At 62.5% G+C, this 15,812-nt stretch carries 17 protein-coding genes; 12 read left to right on the top strand and 5 right to left on the bottom strand.

Annotation, left to right across the window (positions count from 1 at the left end; translation table 11 throughout):
- Positions 1–19: 19 nt before the first annotated feature.
- The 3 genes from GbCGDNIH6_RS11500 to lgt are packed head-to-tail and all read right to left on the bottom strand — an operon-like array spanning position 20 to position 2,684.
- The gene (locus tag GbCGDNIH6_RS11500; protein WP_072564089.1) at positions 20–817 is read right to left on the bottom strand and encodes a purine nucleoside phosphorylase YfiH/LACC1 family protein; all 798 of its coding nucleotides are present in this window, start codon (positions 815–817) and stop codon (positions 20–22) included.
- Positions 817–1,851: a class I SAM-dependent methyltransferase gene (locus tag GbCGDNIH6_RS11495; RefSeq protein ID WP_072564088.1), complete on the bottom strand. Its 1,035-nt coding sequence runs from the start codon at positions 1,849–1,851 to the stop codon at positions 817–819. The genes GbCGDNIH6_RS11500 and GbCGDNIH6_RS11495 overlap by 1 nt, the downstream gene beginning before the upstream one ends.
- Positions 1,848–2,684: a prolipoprotein diacylglyceryl transferase gene (lgt, locus tag GbCGDNIH6_RS11490; RefSeq protein WP_072564087.1), complete on the bottom strand. Its 837-nt coding sequence runs from the start codon at positions 2,682–2,684 to the stop codon at positions 1,848–1,850. The genes GbCGDNIH6_RS11495 and lgt overlap by 4 nt, the downstream gene beginning before the upstream one ends.
- A gap of 216 nt (positions 2,685–2,900) precedes the next feature.
- Here lgt and GbCGDNIH6_RS11485 point away from each other — a divergent pair, with 216 nt between their 5' ends.
- The 11 genes from GbCGDNIH6_RS11485 (at position 2,901) to GbCGDNIH6_RS11435 (ending at position 11,378) form a co-directional block, all read left to right on the top strand.
- Complete coding sequence (locus GbCGDNIH6_RS11485) at positions 2,901–3,200, top strand: accessory factor UbiK family protein (protein WP_072564579.1); 300 nt, start codon at positions 2,901–2,903, stop codon at positions 3,198–3,200.
- Between the two features lie 150 nt (positions 3,201–3,350).
- Entirely contained in the window at positions 3,351–3,854 is a 504-nt protein-coding gene (locus tag GbCGDNIH6_RS11480; RefSeq protein WP_072549510.1) for a type III secretion system chaperone family protein, read from the top strand.
- Positions 3,851–4,678: a pyrroline-5-carboxylate reductase gene (proC, locus tag GbCGDNIH6_RS11475; protein WP_072564086.1), complete on the top strand. Its 828-nt coding sequence runs from the start codon at positions 3,851–3,853 to the stop codon at positions 4,676–4,678. Before GbCGDNIH6_RS11480 ends, proC begins: the two co-directional genes overlap by 4 nt.
- A gap of 45 nt (positions 4,679–4,723) precedes the next feature.
- Positions 4,724–5,398 carry a TetR family transcriptional regulator gene (locus tag GbCGDNIH6_RS11470; RefSeq protein WP_072564085.1) on the top strand — a complete coding sequence of 225 codons (675 nt, stop codon included), beginning with the start codon at positions 4,724–4,726 and terminating at the stop codon, positions 5,396–5,398.
- Between the two features lie 114 nt (positions 5,399–5,512).
- Entirely contained in the window at positions 5,513–6,160 is a 648-nt protein-coding gene (gene queE / locus GbCGDNIH6_RS11465) for a 7-carboxy-7-deazaguanine synthase (RefSeq protein WP_072564578.1), read from the top strand.
- Positions 6,160–6,552 (top strand): 6-carboxytetrahydropterin synthase, encoded by a 393-nt coding sequence (locus GbCGDNIH6_RS11460; RefSeq protein ID WP_232449831.1) that lies wholly within the window; start codon positions 6,160–6,162, stop codon positions 6,550–6,552. Before queE ends, GbCGDNIH6_RS11460 begins: the two co-directional genes overlap by 1 nt.
- 369 nt (positions 6,553–6,921) lie before the next feature.
- Positions 6,922–7,494 carry a carboxymuconolactone decarboxylase family protein gene (locus GbCGDNIH6_RS11455; protein ID WP_072564084.1) on the top strand — a complete coding sequence of 191 codons (573 nt, stop codon included), beginning with the start codon at positions 6,922–6,924 and terminating at the stop codon, positions 7,492–7,494.
- 6 nt (positions 7,495–7,500) lie between these two features.
- Entirely contained in the window at positions 7,501–8,583 is a 1,083-nt protein-coding gene (locus GbCGDNIH6_RS11450) for an acyl-CoA dehydrogenase family protein (RefSeq protein ID WP_072564576.1), read from the top strand.
- Positions 8,580–9,344 carry an ABC transporter ATP-binding protein gene (locus tag GbCGDNIH6_RS11445; protein ID WP_072564575.1) on the top strand — a complete coding sequence of 255 codons (765 nt, stop codon included), beginning with the start codon at positions 8,580–8,582 and terminating at the stop codon, positions 9,342–9,344. Before GbCGDNIH6_RS11450 ends, GbCGDNIH6_RS11445 begins: the two co-directional genes overlap by 4 nt.
- A 13-nt stretch (positions 9,345–9,357) precedes the next feature.
- Entirely contained in the window at positions 9,358–10,551 is a 1,194-nt protein-coding gene (locus GbCGDNIH6_RS11440; protein ID WP_072564573.1) for an ABC transporter substrate-binding protein, read from the top strand.
- A complete protein-coding gene (locus GbCGDNIH6_RS11435) occupies positions 10,548–11,378 on the top strand; it encodes an ABC transporter permease (protein WP_095413419.1) in 831 nt (276 codons plus the stop codon). Before GbCGDNIH6_RS11440 ends, GbCGDNIH6_RS11435 begins: the two co-directional genes overlap by 4 nt.
- Positions 11,379–11,386: 8 nt before the next feature.
- On the opposite strand, the gene xseA is transcribed toward GbCGDNIH6_RS11435, so the two are convergent.
- Positions 11,387–13,018: an exodeoxyribonuclease VII large subunit gene (xseA, locus tag GbCGDNIH6_RS11430; RefSeq protein ID WP_072564083.1), complete on the bottom strand. Its 1,632-nt coding sequence runs from the start codon at positions 13,016–13,018 to the stop codon at positions 11,387–11,389.
- 61 nt (positions 13,019–13,079) lie between these two features.
- On the opposite strand from xseA, the gene purD reads away from it, so the two are divergent.
- Positions 13,080–14,354 carry a phosphoribosylamine--glycine ligase gene (gene purD, locus GbCGDNIH6_RS11425; protein WP_072564082.1) on the top strand — a complete coding sequence of 425 codons (1,275 nt, stop codon included), beginning with the start codon at positions 13,080–13,082 and terminating at the stop codon, positions 14,352–14,354.
- Between the two features lie 36 nt (positions 14,355–14,390).
- Here purD and GbCGDNIH6_RS11420 read toward each other — a convergent pair whose 3' ends face one another.
- Positions 14,391–15,809: a hypothetical protein gene (locus tag GbCGDNIH6_RS11420; RefSeq protein WP_072564081.1), complete on the bottom strand. Its 1,419-nt coding sequence runs from the start codon at positions 15,807–15,809 to the stop codon at positions 14,391–14,393.
- Positions 15,810–15,812: the final 3 nt, after the last annotated feature.

Raw genomic sequence — 15,812 nt, 5'->3', positions numbered from 1 at the left:
GACGGGCGTCGCTGGCTGGTCAGACTGCACCGGGTTTCGGGCAGAGAATGGCGGAGACCTGATGGCCGATGGCACCGCCACCGGCGAGGGTGCGGCGGCGATGACTATAGAAGCGTTCGGCATCCGTCAGAGTATCGATAAAAAGAGCCTCGGCCTCGATTCCGTTCCGGGTCAGACGATGCAGGCAGTAGCCTGGCAGATCGAATTGCCAGTGTTCCGCATCCCGTCCGTCATGCAGGTAGAGATTGCCGTCCGGATCGGCTGCCAGCAGGGCAGCCCGCAGATCCGCCCCGACCTCATAGCTGTTCCGGGCGATGCAGGGGCCGACACAAGCGCGTAAGGAGACTGCTCCCCAGGCCCGCATGGAGTCTGCCGTGGCTTCCAGAATCCCCGCCACCGCTCCGCGCCATCCGGCATGGGCCGCGCCGACGATCAGGGAGCCGTCATCGCGTCTGCCCTCGAACAGCACCGGGCCGCAATCGGCTGTGATGACGCCCAGAGCGATACCGGGCCGGTCGGTGATCATCGCATCTGCATCCGGGCCGGAACCGGCAGCCCAGGGTGTTTCGACCCTGATAACCGTGGTGCTGTGCACCTGCCGCAGTCCCAGCAGCGTGTCTGCCCCCAGACAATGCGCGATCCGGGCGCGGTTTTCATGGACGGCAACAGGATCATCTCCGCCTGAAAGCGATCCGTTCAGACTGGCATAAGGCCCGGATGAAACGCCGCCGCGCCGGGTGAAAAAACCATGCGGGGCTGCCAGTGACCCCGTGATCCGCTCCGGCAGGGAGGAGGCAGCTAGGGCAAGATCGGTCATCAGGTCATATCCCGCATCGGGAGAGGTTCGAAGCCTGCCGGAACCGGCAGGCCGGGCGAGGTCAGGGCCATCGCCTTGAACAGGGTGCCCATATATTCCGCCTGTGTCAGCCTCTGCCCCGCATTCATGATCTGGCGCGCCATGGCGGTGGGCTTGCCGGATGCCAGACGCTGGCAACGCTGCATCAGACCGAGCGACAGCAGGAACCGGCCCTGCGCCACCGGCCCGTATCCGTGGGCACCCGCGTTGCGGGCGGTGTCCAGCAGGGCGGAGAAATCGACATGGGCGGTCAGATCGGCTGCTCCGGCGGGCAGGCTGAACGGATCGACCGGAACACCTTGCGACAGAGCCTGCAAACTATCGCCGAAACCACTTTGAGCCGGACCATAATCCAGAAACAGCGCCATCCCACTCTGGCATGTCAGCCGTCCGGCGAGACGGGTGATGATGTCATGCGACGTTTCCGACCATTCCCGGATTGTGCCTTCCGCGACCGTCTCCGGCAGGCAGGGGAAGGGAGGCTCCATGGGGCCTGTTGTGAGGGCGGCACTCCCATCGGGCCGCACCTCTACAAACTGTTCCGACCATTCCGCCTTCTGTCGAACGAAGCGGCGAATAGGCAGGGCATCCAGAAACTCATTGCCCAGCAGAATCAGAGGCGCATCCGGAATTTCATCGAGATCGGCGGCAAAGCGGGCTTCCGGCACGCGCTGCGCCTGAATGGCGCGCAGCCTTGGAGAAGTTTCGATGAAAATGATCGTGGCCGCGTCGGCAAAAGCAGGTATGGCCCGGCGGATCGCGGACAGGGCATCCGCCATCAGCGTCCCGCGCCCGGGTCCGGCTTCGGCCAGCACGATCTGAGCGGGTGCGCCCATCTGCTCCCACCCCATGGCGGCCCACAGACCCAGCACTTCGCCGAACGCCTGACTGACTTCCGGCGCGGTGGTGAAATCCGCAAACGGGTCATGTGTGGCGTAATAGGCCGCGTTAGCCCGGGCCATGAAACGGTCCAGCCGCTCCGGGCGTGCGGTCATTGGATGGACCGGATATCCGTCCGCCCTGTGGCAGGGGCACTGGTGCGGGCACGCAGGACCAGCCATAGTCCCGCCATGGCCATGGGCAGGCAGAGAATTTGTCCCATCGTCAGGCCGAATGTCAGAAAGCCGAGGAACGAATCCGGCTCTCTGAAATGCTCGGAGATGATGCGGGCCATGCTGTATCCGATCAGAAACGAGCCGCCGAGCTGTCCGAACCGCGCCCGCACTCCAGACCGACTGACCAGCAGCAGCATGACGATGAACAGCAGCGCGCCTTCCAGCCCCGCCTCGTAAAGCTGGCTGGGATGACGGGGCACAGGGCCTCCGGAGGGGAAAATCATCGCCCAGGGCAACCAGTCCGGCGCGGCGCGGCCCCACAGCTCGCCATTGATGAAATTGGCAATGCGCCCCAGCATCAGACCAAGCGGCACGCAGACGACCAGCCGGTCGGCAAAGCCCAGAAAAGAAATGCGATTGCGGTGGCAGAACAGGATGGTGGCCACGACCACCCCCAACATGCCGCCATGAAAGCTCATGCCTCCATGCCAGACCTGAATGATGGCTCCGGGATGCGCCAGAAAGAAGGATGGCTGGTAGAAGAGCACGTATCCCAGCCGCCCCCCCAGCACGACACCCAGCGTGGCCCAGGTCAGGAAATCGTCCACCTGTTCGACACTGGCGACGGCGGGGTCGAGCCGTACCAGCCGTCGCATCAGCCGCCAACCCAGCACCAGCCCGACAATATAGGCCAACGCGTACCAGCGGATCGCAAAGGGGCCGACCTGCACCAGAACGGGGTCGAAGCCGGGAAACATCATCACGGGCAGCATGTTACTCCTCGCGGCGTCACGCCTGATGGGGCTGTCCTGAGGGTGAATAGGCAGTGCTTCACGGACGGTCAAATGGGCTGAATCTGATATGGTGGATGGTCTCTTTACCTGACTGCCCGTTCAATGCTGTATCGACCACCGAGGATGGGTGCCTTTGCAAAAAGGGATATCGACCCATCCCGGCGTGCAAGGCCCGACGTGCAAGGAGCGTTCGCAATGACATCCCGCCCCCGTTTTTTTGACGATCTGGCTGGTCTGGCTGGTGGCGCCCTCTCCGCGGTCTCCGGGCTGAGGGAGGAGGTGGAGGCACTGGTGCGGGCGCGGGTCGAGGAAACGCTGCGCCGTCTGGATGTCGCCCGGCGTGAGGATCTGGATGTTGCGCTCGAACTGGCTGCTACCGCCCGTGATACGCAGGAAGCCCTTCAGGCCCGGGTCGATGCGCTGGAGCAGCGTGTGGCCGCGCTGGAAGCCAATCCTGTCTCTGTTGCGCAACAGGACAAGCCTTCCGGTGCCTGAACGGGCCGCCTGATGATTCAGCAGCCCTTGCGGCACGGCCCGACACATCGTTAGGCTGCCAGAGTGGTATCCAGGGTACGACCGGAACCGCACCGGTGCCGTTGCGTCCCCCTGGCCACATTTGGCCTTCCTCCAGGTGGGAGACCCATCATGACTGCCCTGTCCTTCTCCGTGCAGGACCGTTCCTCCAATCCGCTGGATATGCTGGAGCAGATCGTCACCGCAAATGACTGGATTTTCGATCGCCGCAGCGATCACGAAATGGCCGCTGAGGCCCCTGGAAAATGGTGTGATTACGGGCTGTATTTCAGTTGGTCGTCTGAAATCAGCGCCATGCATTTCACCTGTACATTCGATCTGAAAGTACCGGAAAAGCGGCGCGCCGCCCTTTATGAGCTGTTGGCACTGGCCAATGACAAACTCTGGATCGGCCATTTCGGAATGGATAGTGAGGATGGCATGCCGTTGTTCAGGCATTCCGTTCTGCTGCGTGGCGCGCCGGGTGCGTCGGCGGAAAGTCTGGAGGACATGATGGATATCGCCATTACGGAATGCGAGCGGTTTTTCCCGGCCTTCCAGTTCGTGCTGTGGGGCGGCAAGGCCCCGGCCGAGGCCATGGCCGCGGCGATGCTGGAATGTGTGGGGGAGGCATGAGCCTTCCTCAGATCCCGCCCATCCTGCTGGTCGGTTGCGGCAAGATGGGCGGCGCTATGTTGCGATCATGGCAGGAGCGGGGGCTATCCCGCTCCTTTGTCGTCTCACCCTCCCCCCGTGCCTTGGGAGAGAGCGTGACCGTCGTGCCGGATGTAACGAAAATTCCCGCCGATTTCCGTCCTGCTGCCGTGATTCTGGCGGTGAAGCCCCAGGTCGCGCCGTCGATTTTGCCGGATTATGCCCGTTTTGCCGGGCATTCGGTGTTTCTGTCCGTCATGGCCGGGCTGACACAGGCTGGTTTGGCCGGAATATTGGGTGAGCAAGCGGCAATCGTCCGCTCCATGCCCAATACCCCTTCCGCGATCGGTAAAGGGTTTACCATGGCGCATGCCGGTCCGCATGTGGATGCCGCACAGCGCAGCCTGTGTCACACCCTGCTGGAAGCCGTCGGTACCGTGGCATGGGCGGAGCAGGAGACGGAGCTTCTGGCTGCCACGGCTATTTCCGGTGGCGGGCCGGCCTATGTGTTTCTCATGGCCGAATTGCTGGAGCGCTGTGCTCTGGAGCAGGGGCTGGAGCCTGATCTGGCACGCAGCATGGCCCGCCAGACCGTGATTGGCGCGGCCTCGCTGCTGGAGCGGGAGGAAGCGGATGCGGCGGTATTGCGCCGCGCTGTGACCAGCCCCGGCGGGACCACGGAACAGGCGCTGAAAATACTGATGGCCGAAGACGCCCTGCCTTCCGCTTTTTCCCGTGCCGTCAAGGCGGCGATCAGGCGGGCAGGAGAGTTGTCTGGCGCGCCGGTCGTGGAACCTGTGCGGTAGGAGTGCGATGAATCCCCCGAACCGGTCTGTCAGGGAGCAGGGCCAATGACGTATGGACGCGACGATACCGCTTTCGATCATGCCCTGACCGCTGCGGCATTCTCCGTGATTGCCGAGCGTGGTTGGCGAGGCCTGACCGTGGCGGAGGCGGCACGTCGGGCTGGTCTGCCGCTCGATCAGGCGCGCCAGCGCTTTCCTGACCGGTTTGCGATCCTGTCGGTGTTCGGGCGGCAGGCGGATCAAGCCGCCTTGGCCAGACCTCTGCCGGGAGGAGAGATCAGGGATCGCCTGCTGGATATTCTGATGCGCCGTATCGACGTATTACAGCTTCATCGTCAGGGCGTGCTGGCACTGTTGACAGCGGTACCGTTCGATCCGGTGCTGGCGCTGTTTCTGGCCCGACGTGATCGCGCCAGTATGGGCTGGCTGCTGGAAGGGGCCGGCATTCCCTCCGGCGGGATTCTGGGCGGGCTGCGGATCAAGGGATTGCTGACCGTCTGGCTGTGGACCATCCGGGCATGGAGCCGCGACGAGACTGAAGAACTCGGCCCTACTCTGGCGGCGCTGGATGTGGCGCTGGAACGGGCGGAGCAGTTTGCCGCCTTGCTTCCTTCCGTTCAGCCGGTCGGATCGGAGGCTGATGACGAGGATGCCGGGGTGCATGCAGCCCCGGAGCAACGTGTCGCCGTTCCACCGGATGACCCACCACCCCCCGCTTAAACCCTCCCATCTTCCTATGGGCTGTCTTCCCCCCGCCCCTGCAAGGGACGAAGCGGAGCCATGGCGATCCGGCGCATGACATAAGGCCCCGGACCCCCTATGTGCGGCGCTGTCATGACGCAGCCCGGCCGTATTTACACTGTGAAGGAAATTTTCCTGACCTTACAGGGGGAGGGCATCCATGCCGGCCGTCCGGCGGTGTTCTGCCGTTTTGCGGGCTGCAATCTCTGGAGTGGTCGGGAAGAAGATCGGCAGACGGCACGTTGCACCTTCTGCGACACCGATTTTATCGGCATGGATGGTGAAAACGGTGGTCGTTATCCCGATGCGGCCAGTCTGGCGCGGGCCATTGCTGCATGCTGGCAGGGTGGGGCCGAGCATCGTTTCGTCGTGCTGACCGGAGGTGAGCCGCTGTTACAGGTGGATGCCGCCCTGATCGACGCATTGCATGAGGCCTGTTTCCAGATCGCGGTCGAGACCAACGGGACGCAACCGGCTCCGGCGGGGCTGGACTGGATCTGTGTCAGCCCCAAGGCCGATAATCCGCTGGTCCTGACGGGCGGGGACGAGTTGAAATTGGTATTCCCCCAGCCGGATGCGCTGCCGGAGCGGTTTGAGGCTCTGGATTTCCAGTATTTCCTGCTACAGCCGCTGGACGATTCGCGGCGCGTGGATCACACAAGGGCTGCGATTGAATACTGCCTCCATCATCCGCGCTGGCGCCTGTCGGTGCAGACCCATAAGACGCTGGGCATACCCTGATGACGATCGTTTCTTCCTCTACCCCGCGTGTGCTCGAAATCGGCAAGCAGTTTACTTTTGAAGCAGCCCATACGCTGCATCGGGAGATCGAGACCGATTCCAGCCTGCGTATTCACGGCCATTCCTACCGGGTGGAAGTGGTGCTGCGTGGAGGGGTCGATCCAGATAGCGGCATGCTGATGGATCTCGGCCTGTTGCAACGGAAGATGGATGCGGTCCGCGACGCTCTGGATCACCGCCTGCTGGACGAAGTGCCGGGTCTTGCGCCCGCGACGATGGAGAACATCGCTCTGTTCATATGGCGGCATCTTGCCCCTGATCTTCCTGCTCTGGCGGAAGTCAGCGTGTTCCGTGACACGCTGGGCGAACGTTGCACGTGTCGGGGTGCATAAAGGAATGGGCCAGTTTGCCTGTTGCCTGTCTGCTTCGTCACGGTCGTGACATTTTTTCCCGCTCTGATTGCTGACTGATACGGGATCCGCTTCTCCGGTGTGAGACGGAGAATTGTCGGTCTCATCATGACAGGTTCATCCATAAATAATCCTTTTTAAACGTAAAATTATAATGAATAAGTGTAAATTTTTGTGATTTTGTAAGAGTGTATTATAAATCTACAAAATTTATTTTATCATTATAAATCAATTGTTTATGTAAAATAATCACTTTTTTGAATGGCATTTTCAACCTATTTTTAAAAACATATTATTGAAGTTTAAATAAATAAGCACTAATGATTCACGTATAACATGTGAGTCGAAGTGATGTCTCGTTTCCCTCTTCGTACCCTGGAAAATGCACCAACCGAGGCGCAACCCGCTTTGGCAGCGGCAGAGAAGAATAACGGTTTCCTGCCCAATCTGCTGCGTGTGCTGGCCAATGCTCCGGTCGCGCTGGAGACCTATCTGACCGTTTCCGGAATCAACGCACGCGCCAGCCTGACCTTGCAGGAAAGGGAAGTTGTGCAGATCACCGCCGCAGCCACCCATGGATGCGGTTTCTGTGTGGCGGGTCATACCGCATTGGCAACCAAAAAAGCCGGTCTGGATGCCGCCACGGTGGAGGCTCTGCGTCAGCTCGATCAAGTGACCGATGCCAGACTGGCGGCGTTGGCCGATTTCACGCGGGCTGTCATTGCATCGCGCGGGGCCGTATCGGATGAGGCGCTGGCCACTTTCAAGGCGGCCGGTTTCACGGATCAACAGGCGTTGGAAGTAGTACTGGGCGTCAGCCTGGCGACCTTGTGCAATTTCGCCAATAATCTGGGTCAGCCCCCGCTGAATGAACAGCTTGAGCCGTTCCGCTGGAATGGCCTCAACGCTGACTCGGCCGGGTAAGTGCTGATGTCTGCTCTCCCCGCTGCCCTGTCCGAATGGCTGGAGCAAAACGCTCTGGCGCTGGATGAAGGCCATATCGATCCGGCCCTGCTGCTGCCCAGACTGGCACAGGCAGGCCTGTTCGCCGTCGGTCTTGCCGGCACGGAGGGCAGCGCAAGCAGCACTCTCCCCGAGGCTGTGGAGGCCATTGCCTCGGTTTCATCGCATTCCCTGGCGGCCGGATTCGTGTTCTGGAGCCATCGTTCCTTCATCGAATATCTGCTGCAAAGTCCGAATGAAAGGCTCCGCAATCGTCTGCTGCCCGCTTTGCTGCGGGGAGAGGAAGCAGGGGCGACTGGCCTGTCCAATGCGATGAAGTTCCTGTCGGGGCTGGAGCCGCTTCAGATTACCGCGCAGCCGGAAGGGCAGGGATACAGGCTGTCCGGGCGGATGCCGTGGGTGACCAATCTGCGCGTGGAAGGATTTCAGGTGGCCGCTGCGATCGGCCATGCGGATGGAAGCGGGGCGTTCATCGCCGCTCTGTCGCATGACGCGCCGGGTTTGACACGCAGTGGGGATCTCGACCTGCTCGGCCTGCGCGGGGCGAATACGGCGGCGATTACCCTGCAGGAGACATGGATCGACGCGGATCAGATTATTCATCCCGATGCTTCCGTCTGGCTGCCACAGGTACGGCCTGCTTTTCTGGGTCTGCAATGTGGTCTGTCGATCGGTCTGGCCCGTCGCTCTCTGGCTGAAGCGCTGCGGCACGAAGGGGCGGCCCGGGATGTCCTGCATGAACCGCTGGAGACCCTGACCGCGCGTCTTCGGGATGAGGAGCGCGCCCTGTATGCCGGATTGAGGACGGAACGGTTTCTGGCCGTGCCGGAGGCGCTGTTTGAAATCCGCATTCGTCTGGCCGCCATTGTGGCCGAGGCAGTGGGGCTGGAATTACAGGCATCGGGGGGCAAGGCGTATCTCCAGCCGCATGGCTCTGCCTTCGCCCGGCGGTGGCGGGAGGCTGCTTTCATCCCGGTGATCACCCCCAGCCTGGTGCAGTTGCAGGATGCGCTGGCCAGGCACACACGCAACCGGGAGTGCGCGGCATGAATGCTGCCCTTTCGGCCCGCGACATAGCCCTGCATTATCCCGGCTCCCCCCATCCTGTGCTGGCGGGGTTGGATCTCGATCTTCATCCGGGCCGGATCGTGGCTCTGCTGGGACCGAGCGGCATCGGCAAATCCAGCCTGTTACGGACTCTGGCCGGGCTGGAAAAAGCCAGCTTTGGCCGGATTATGGTGGGAGGAACCTCCATTGAGGGGGCTCATCCCGCTGTGGCGCTGGCTTTCCAGAACCCGGCTTTGCTGCCCTGGTTGACGCTGGAGAAGAATGTCGGATTCGGCCTTGATTTCAAACATCAGGCCGCCCTGACGACATCGGAGCGTAAGGCGCGGGTGCAGGAGGCAATTGCGGCCGTCGGATTGCAGGCGGCGCAGCATCTTCATGCCTCGCAGCTCTCCGGTGGCATGGCCAGCCGCGCGGCGCTGGCGCGCTGTCTGGCCCGTCATCCCGCCGTGTTGCTGCTGGATGAGCCGTTCGGTGCGCTGGATGAGGTGACGCGGGCCGAAATGCAGCAGCTTCTGCTGCGCATCGTGGCAGAGCGCCGCCCGGCTACGCTGCTGATTACCCACGATATCGATGAAGCTCTGCTGTTGGCGGATCGTGTTCTGCTGCTGGGAGGCACTCCGGCAGGTGTGGTCGGGGATTGGGACATAGACCTTCCTCAACCGCGGGAGGCCCTGCTGGATGAGCTGGGCAGGCTGCGTATCGACATTCTCCAAACTTTGCGCACGGCTCTGCGGAGCCATTGATGGAATGAGCGCCATGGACAATGAATTTTTTTCCCGACGGGATGCCTTGAGACTGGCCGGGCTTTTCACGGCGGCGGGCGCATTGCCGTTACTGCGGGCCAGAAAGGCCATGGCGCAGCCGGGACCGGATGCGCCATTGAGGATCGGCTATCTGCCGATCACGGATTCGACCCCATTGCTGGTCGCGCATGGGCAGGGCTTTTTCGAAGCTGAAGGGATCCGCGCGGAAAAGCCGGTCATGCTGCGTTCCTGGTCACAGGTGATCGAGGCGTTTCTCTCGGGCCAGGTCGATATGGTGCATCTGCTGTCCCCCATGACCATCTGGGCCCGTTTCGGCAGCCGGGCACCGTTGAAGGTGGTGGCATGGAATCATCTTGATGGCTCCGGCCTGACGGTGCAGCCCGGCATCAACAGTGTGAAAGAGCTGGGGGGTCAGACGGTCGCTGTGCCGTTCTGGTATTCTATCCATAATGTCGTGCTGGGTACGCTGCTGAAGGCCAATGGATTGAAGCCCGTCATTACCCGCAACGGCAAAGCCCCTGCTGCGGAAGAGGTGGCGCTGGTGGTGATGGCTCCCTCAGACATGCTTCCGGCGCTCGCCGCCCGGCGTATTGCCGGGTATATCGTGGCAGAGCCTTTCAACGCGGCGGCAGAGGCGCAGAATATAGGCAAAGTGCTGCGCTTTACGGGGGATGTCTGGCGCGATCACGCCTGCTGCGTCGTGGCGATGCATGAGGAAGACCTGACACGGCGACCGGAATGGTCCCAGAAGGCCGTGACGGCAGTCGTCAAGGCGCAGGCATGGATCCGCGATCATCGCGCCGAGACGGCTCAATTGATCTCACGCGAGAATCCCAATCATTATACACCGCATCCCGCTGCGGTGCTGGCGAAGGTGCTGGCGCCATCGGAAACGGCGCACGCGGATTATGTGGCCTCCGGCGCGATCCGCCATGCCGACTGGACCAATCGCCGGATCGATTTTCAGCCTTATCCCTTTCCTTCCTATACCGAGGAACTGGTGCGGAGGTTGCAGGATACCCTTGTCGAGGGTGATCGTGGCTTCCTGACGGCACTGGATCCGGTTGCTGCGACGCGTGAACTGGTGGATGACCGTTTCGTGCGTCACGCCATTGCGGCGGCGGGTGGTCCGGGCGTGTTCGGAATCTCCGACAGCTTCACCCGCACGGAGACGATTGCGGCGTGAGCGATCTGTCTGTGTCCCTGCCGGTTTCTCTTCCTGGTATCTGCTCGCGTGGTGGCCGCTGGAGCCTCGGCTTGTCTGGCCGTGTAGGGCGCTTCCTGCTGGGCGTGGGAGGCTTGGGGATATTGCTGGCTGTCTGGTGGTTGTTCACTGGACCACTGGCCGCGGCAGGCAGTTTCAGTCGTCGCTTCGCACCCGGGCTTGCTCTGACCAGCCTGATCGAGATGGGTTGGTATGGTGATTTGCTGACCCATGTCTGGCTCAGCCTGAAACGCGTGCTGGTGGGATTGGCCGTGGCGTTGGCGGTGGGTGTGCCGCTGGGGCTGGCGGTCGGCGGTCTGCGGGTGGTGGAGGCAGCCACATCGCCGGTGTTCCAGTTTCTGCGTATGATTTCTCCGCTTTCCTGGATGCCGGTGGCCGTCATGGTGTTGGGGGTAGGAGATGCGCCGATCTATTTTCTGCTGTCTTTCGCCGCGGTCTGGCCCATCCTGCTCAGCACCGCCGATGGTGTGAAGCAGCTTGACCGGCGTTGGTTGTTACTGGCGCAGAGCCTTGCGGCAACACGGTGGGAAACACTGACACGTATCGTTCTGCCGGGGGTACTGGCGCCGATTCTGACAGGCGTGCGGCTGGCGATCGGTATTTTGTGGATCGTGCTGGTGCCGGCGGAAATGCTCGGCGTGGCCGGAGGGCTTGGTTACCTCGTGCTCGATACCAGAGACCGCATGGCGTATGGCGAGTTGACGGCGGTCGTGCTTGTGATCGGTCTGCTCGGATTTTTACTCGATGCCATCGCGCGTTTGCTCTACCGGATGCGTGCCCACGGCTGAGGGAGAGTTTACAGAAGCAGATCCCCCTGTTTCTGGTGGCCTGATTTTTTTCTGGCAGTGCGTTTGACAGAGACATCGCTCTTTCCAGACGGTGGCGTGCTCTTCGCAGGATTGCCTGTTTCCTGTACGGTTTTCTCGCCATCGCTGAAGCGCAAGGTCAGTGTCTGCCCGCTGGCGATCCGGGCTGCCTGGGTGATGGCATGGCCATCATGATCCAGCACCAGCGCATAGCCGCGCGCCAGCACCGCTTGATAGGAAACGCTCTCCAGCCTTGCACCAAGCCCGTCCAGCCGCACCTGTGCCTCCCGCAACCGTCCGGGTATGGGGGCTGCCCTCATGCGGGCGAACAGTGGGCGGGCATCACCCAGATGCAGATGAAGGCTGTGCCGCAGACTGGCCCCCAGTTGCAGCGCATGCAGCCGCAGGGCATTCCTTTTATGGGACAGCAGCATGGGCATCGCGACACGCAGGCGGTTTTCGGTTCCTCGCAGATGCTGGCGGGTTTCAGCAATGATGTGGGCGGGGCGAGGCAGCCGTAGCACCGCATTCCTTAACGCGGCCCGTCTTGCTGCCAGCAGGCCGGGCAGCGCCATGCCCAGTCGCAGTGAGCGGTCATCCAGCCTCTGTCGCGCATGACCAAGCAGAGTGGGCAGATCAGGCAGAAGACGCTCGGCCTGAGCCAGCCCCAACCGCGCACCCTGACTCATCCGGCTGAGCGCCCCGCCGAGTCGCGCGGTCTTGTGAGCCAGATCAGCCGCGAGTTCGGCCCGCATCGGCACCGCCAACTCGGCCGCGGCAGTCGGGGTGGGCGCACGCCGGTCGGAGGCATAGTCGATCAGAGTGGTATCGGTTTCATGTCCGACGGCGGAAATCAGAGGGATCGGGCAGGTTGCGGCGGCGCGAATGACGATTTCCTCATTGAACGCCATCAGATCTTCCAGACTGCCGCCACCACGCGCCACGATCAGTACGTCGGGACGGGGCACCGGCCCATCCGGCGGCAGCCTGCCGAATCCGTCGATGGCGGCAGCGATTTTCGCGGCGGCTCCTTCGCCCTGCACCGGCACCGGCCAGAGCAGGACGGTGCGGGGAAAGCGACGGGCGATGGTGGTACGGATGTCCTGAAGAACGGCCCCTTTTTCAGAGCTGACCACCCCCACGACTCGCGGCAGCAGTGGCAGGGCGCGTTTGCGGGTGGCATCGAACAGCCCTTCCTCCGCCAGACGCTGACGCAGCATCTCGATTCGCGCCAGCAGCGCTCCGGCCCCCGCATACTCCATCCGGTCGATGATGAGCTGGTAGGATGAGCGATCCACGTAGGAGGAAATTTTGCCGGTCGCGACCACCTCAACCCCGTTTTCCGGCAGCATGCCGAGACGGGGAACGGCGAATTTCCACACGACACCAGCAATTTTGCCGCCCTCATCCTTGAGCGACAGATAGATATGGCCGGATGGGTAGCGCTTGACCTCAGTCAATTCGCCGCGCACGCGCACACGTCCAAAGGCGCCTTCCAGCGTGCGTTTGATGGTGCCGGACAGGTCGGAGACCGAATATTCGGGAATATTGTCCAGCCCCCGGCTGCCGGATATGCCGGCAGGGGTTTCTTGGGCCGTATGTGGATTGGATGAATCGTCCATGGCCGCAGCCTATGCTACATGCGGCCAGCTTTGAAGAACGCAGGCAGAAGGCGGAATCGTAATGCGGGTTCTGGTGATCGGATCGGGCGGCCGGGAACATGCTTTGTGCTGGGCGCTTGCCGCCAGCCCGATGCTGGAAAAACTGTGGTGCGCCCCCGGTAATCCGGGCATTGCCGCCCATGCGGAGCTGGTCCCCGTTCCAGTGACGGATATCACTGCTCTGGTCGCTTTTGCCCGCGATCATGCGGTTGATCTGGTGGTTCCCGGCCCGGAAGCGCCGCTGGTGGCGGGACTGGCCGATGCGCTGAAAGAAGCGGGAATCCGCTGCTTCGGCCCGAGCGCAGCCGCGGCGCAGTTGGAGGGTAGCAAGACCTTCACCAAGGAAGTGGCTGATGCCGCCGGTATTCCGACCGCCCGCTGGGAACGGTTTGAGGATGCGGAAGAAGCCCATGCCTTCGTGCGCCGCCGTGGTGCGCCGATCGTCGTGAAGGCCGATGGTCTGGCCGCTGGCAAGGGCGTTGTGGTGGCGGCCACGGTGGAGGAAGCCGAGGCCGCGATTACCGCCATGCTGGAGGATGGCAGCCTCGGTGCGGCGGGGGCTTCCGTGGTGATCGAGGAATGTCTGATCGGTGAGGAAGTCTCGCTGTTTGCCCTGTGCGATGGGGAGCATGCGCTGCTGCTGGGCGGGGCGCAGGATCACAAACGGGTGGGGGAGGGCGATACCGGCCCGAATACCGGCGGTATGGGGGCCTACACCCCCACCCCGTTCCTGACGCCGGAAGCGGCGGATGCGGCGATGAAACGCATCGTTACGCCCGCTCTGGCGGAAATGGCCCGTCGGGGCACACCGTTCCGGGGCGTGCTGTTTGCTGGGCTGATGCTGACGGTGAATGGTCCGCAACTGATTGAATTCAATGTCCGTTTTGGTGATCCGGAATGTCAGGCCCTGCTGCCGCGTTTGAAATCCGACCTGTTGGCGGCACTGCTGGCAGCCTGTGACGGAGAGCTTGGCGCGTTCGATCTGCGCTGGAGCGAGGACGCGACGGTTGCTGTCGTGGTGGCGGCAAAAGGTTATCCCGGTACACCGGGACCCTCCGGACCGATTGGAGGGCTGGATGAGGCGGCTGCCGTGACGGGTGCATTGGTGTTCCATGCCGGAACCACCCTGCGGGGGGATGAAATCCATCCTGCCGGTGGTCGTGTGCTGACGGTGGTGGGGCGCGGTCCCGATATTCAGACGGCCCGTGACGTGGCTTATCGCGCTGTGGCGGCGCTGCGTTGGCCGGAAGGATTTTTCCGCCGGGATATTGGTTGGCGCGCCTTGCGCTCAGCCTGATCGGAGTGATGAAGCCGGAACCATTCTATTTCGGCCTCACCGTCCGCAATGCTGGCGCACATAGGCGATGGAAGCCGGTGTGGTGGGACGCGCCCGGTCGCACCAGGACGGGCGCGGATGACGCGGTCGTTTTGGCCGTGACGGTGATTTCGGCACGGGGGCCGCATCCAGGGGGTCTGGCCAGATCGAGGGCATCAGCAATATCACCCCCGCCGGCAGACGGGCGCTGCGGGTCAGGCCGGGATTGACTTCCAGTAATGCCTCGACCGCCGCATCATCATCACGGTCGATTGTGCCCAGCAGAATCTCGCCGATCGTGCCGGAACGCGTCAGCCGGTAGGGATGCGGCGGCTGGGGCAGATCATCATACTCGTTAGCCGGGCCGGAGGATGAAGGCGGAGGCTCGGGCTGGGTGATGGAGGGCGCTTCGGCGGTGGCTTTCGATTCAGGCTGGCGGTCCGGAGGCGGCGGAGGTGCTTCCGGCGTTGCAGCCATGCCGGTTTGTTGGACTTTCTCCGGCTGCGTCGGAACGGGCGGGGCTGATACGGAGGAGGGGGTCCCCGACCTGATAAGATCGGGCAGGTAGCGTGCGGCTGCCCACCAGCTCAGCAGCGCGAGAACCGCCACAGCGATGGACAGCATCATGGGTGGCGAAATCAGGCCGGGCTCGCGTGTTTTGCCATTGGTCTTTTCAGCCGTCAGGCTTCTGCCTGCCACCATGGTGACGATGGAAGCATCGACCGGCCTGATGCCTCGCTCCTGTGCCAGCACCAGCGCCTGCCGGGTCAGTCCGGCCAGCCGTGCCGGGCTGAATCGGGCCTGAGTCAGCAACAGTTCCACAGCATCCGGCGTCATGACGGAGGACAAGGTCTGCCCGGCCTGCTCAATGGCAAGGCGCAGAATATCCCGCATTTCCAGGGCAGTCGGCACAGGCAGCGTCACATGCAGCCGTTCCGTTTCGGCCAGAGAACCGAGCGGCCCGTCCAACAGTGCCTTACCAGCTCCCTGTCCACCAATCAGGATAGCCTGAAACACGCCCTTGCGTTCCTGCAGCAGATCGACGAGGGCAGCCTGTGCAGCATCCTGCAACGTATCGGCGGTCTGAAAAATCAGAATGAAAGGGGGGCTCTGCCCGGTCCCGGCCGCGCGTTCCTCTTCCGTATGGGCCTGCTGCCGGAGTTGGTCTCCGCTCAGTAGCAAGGTGTTGGCGATTTCGATCACATCACCGACGGAAGACGCGGACAACGCCGCAGTCAGCACAGTCCGGCGCCCGGTTCCGGCTTCTCCATCGATGATGATCAGCGGACGACCGGATTGTATTGCCGCGGCGATTTCGTTCGCTGCCGCCTGCTGCGATGTGGTCAGGGAGGGACCATGTGCCGGGGCAAACGGGTCTGCCGTCAGGCCATGAAAATCACGGACACTGTGCTGCTCGTTCTGCGGGACGCCGTTCATGCT

It is taken from the genome of Granulibacter bethesdensis (assembly GCF_001889525.1).
In the GTDB taxonomy this organism is placed as follows: domain Bacteria; phylum Pseudomonadota; class Alphaproteobacteria; order Acetobacterales; family Acetobacteraceae; genus Granulibacter; species Granulibacter bethesdensis_C.
This window is presented reverse-complemented; position numbering and strand designations above follow the sequence as displayed.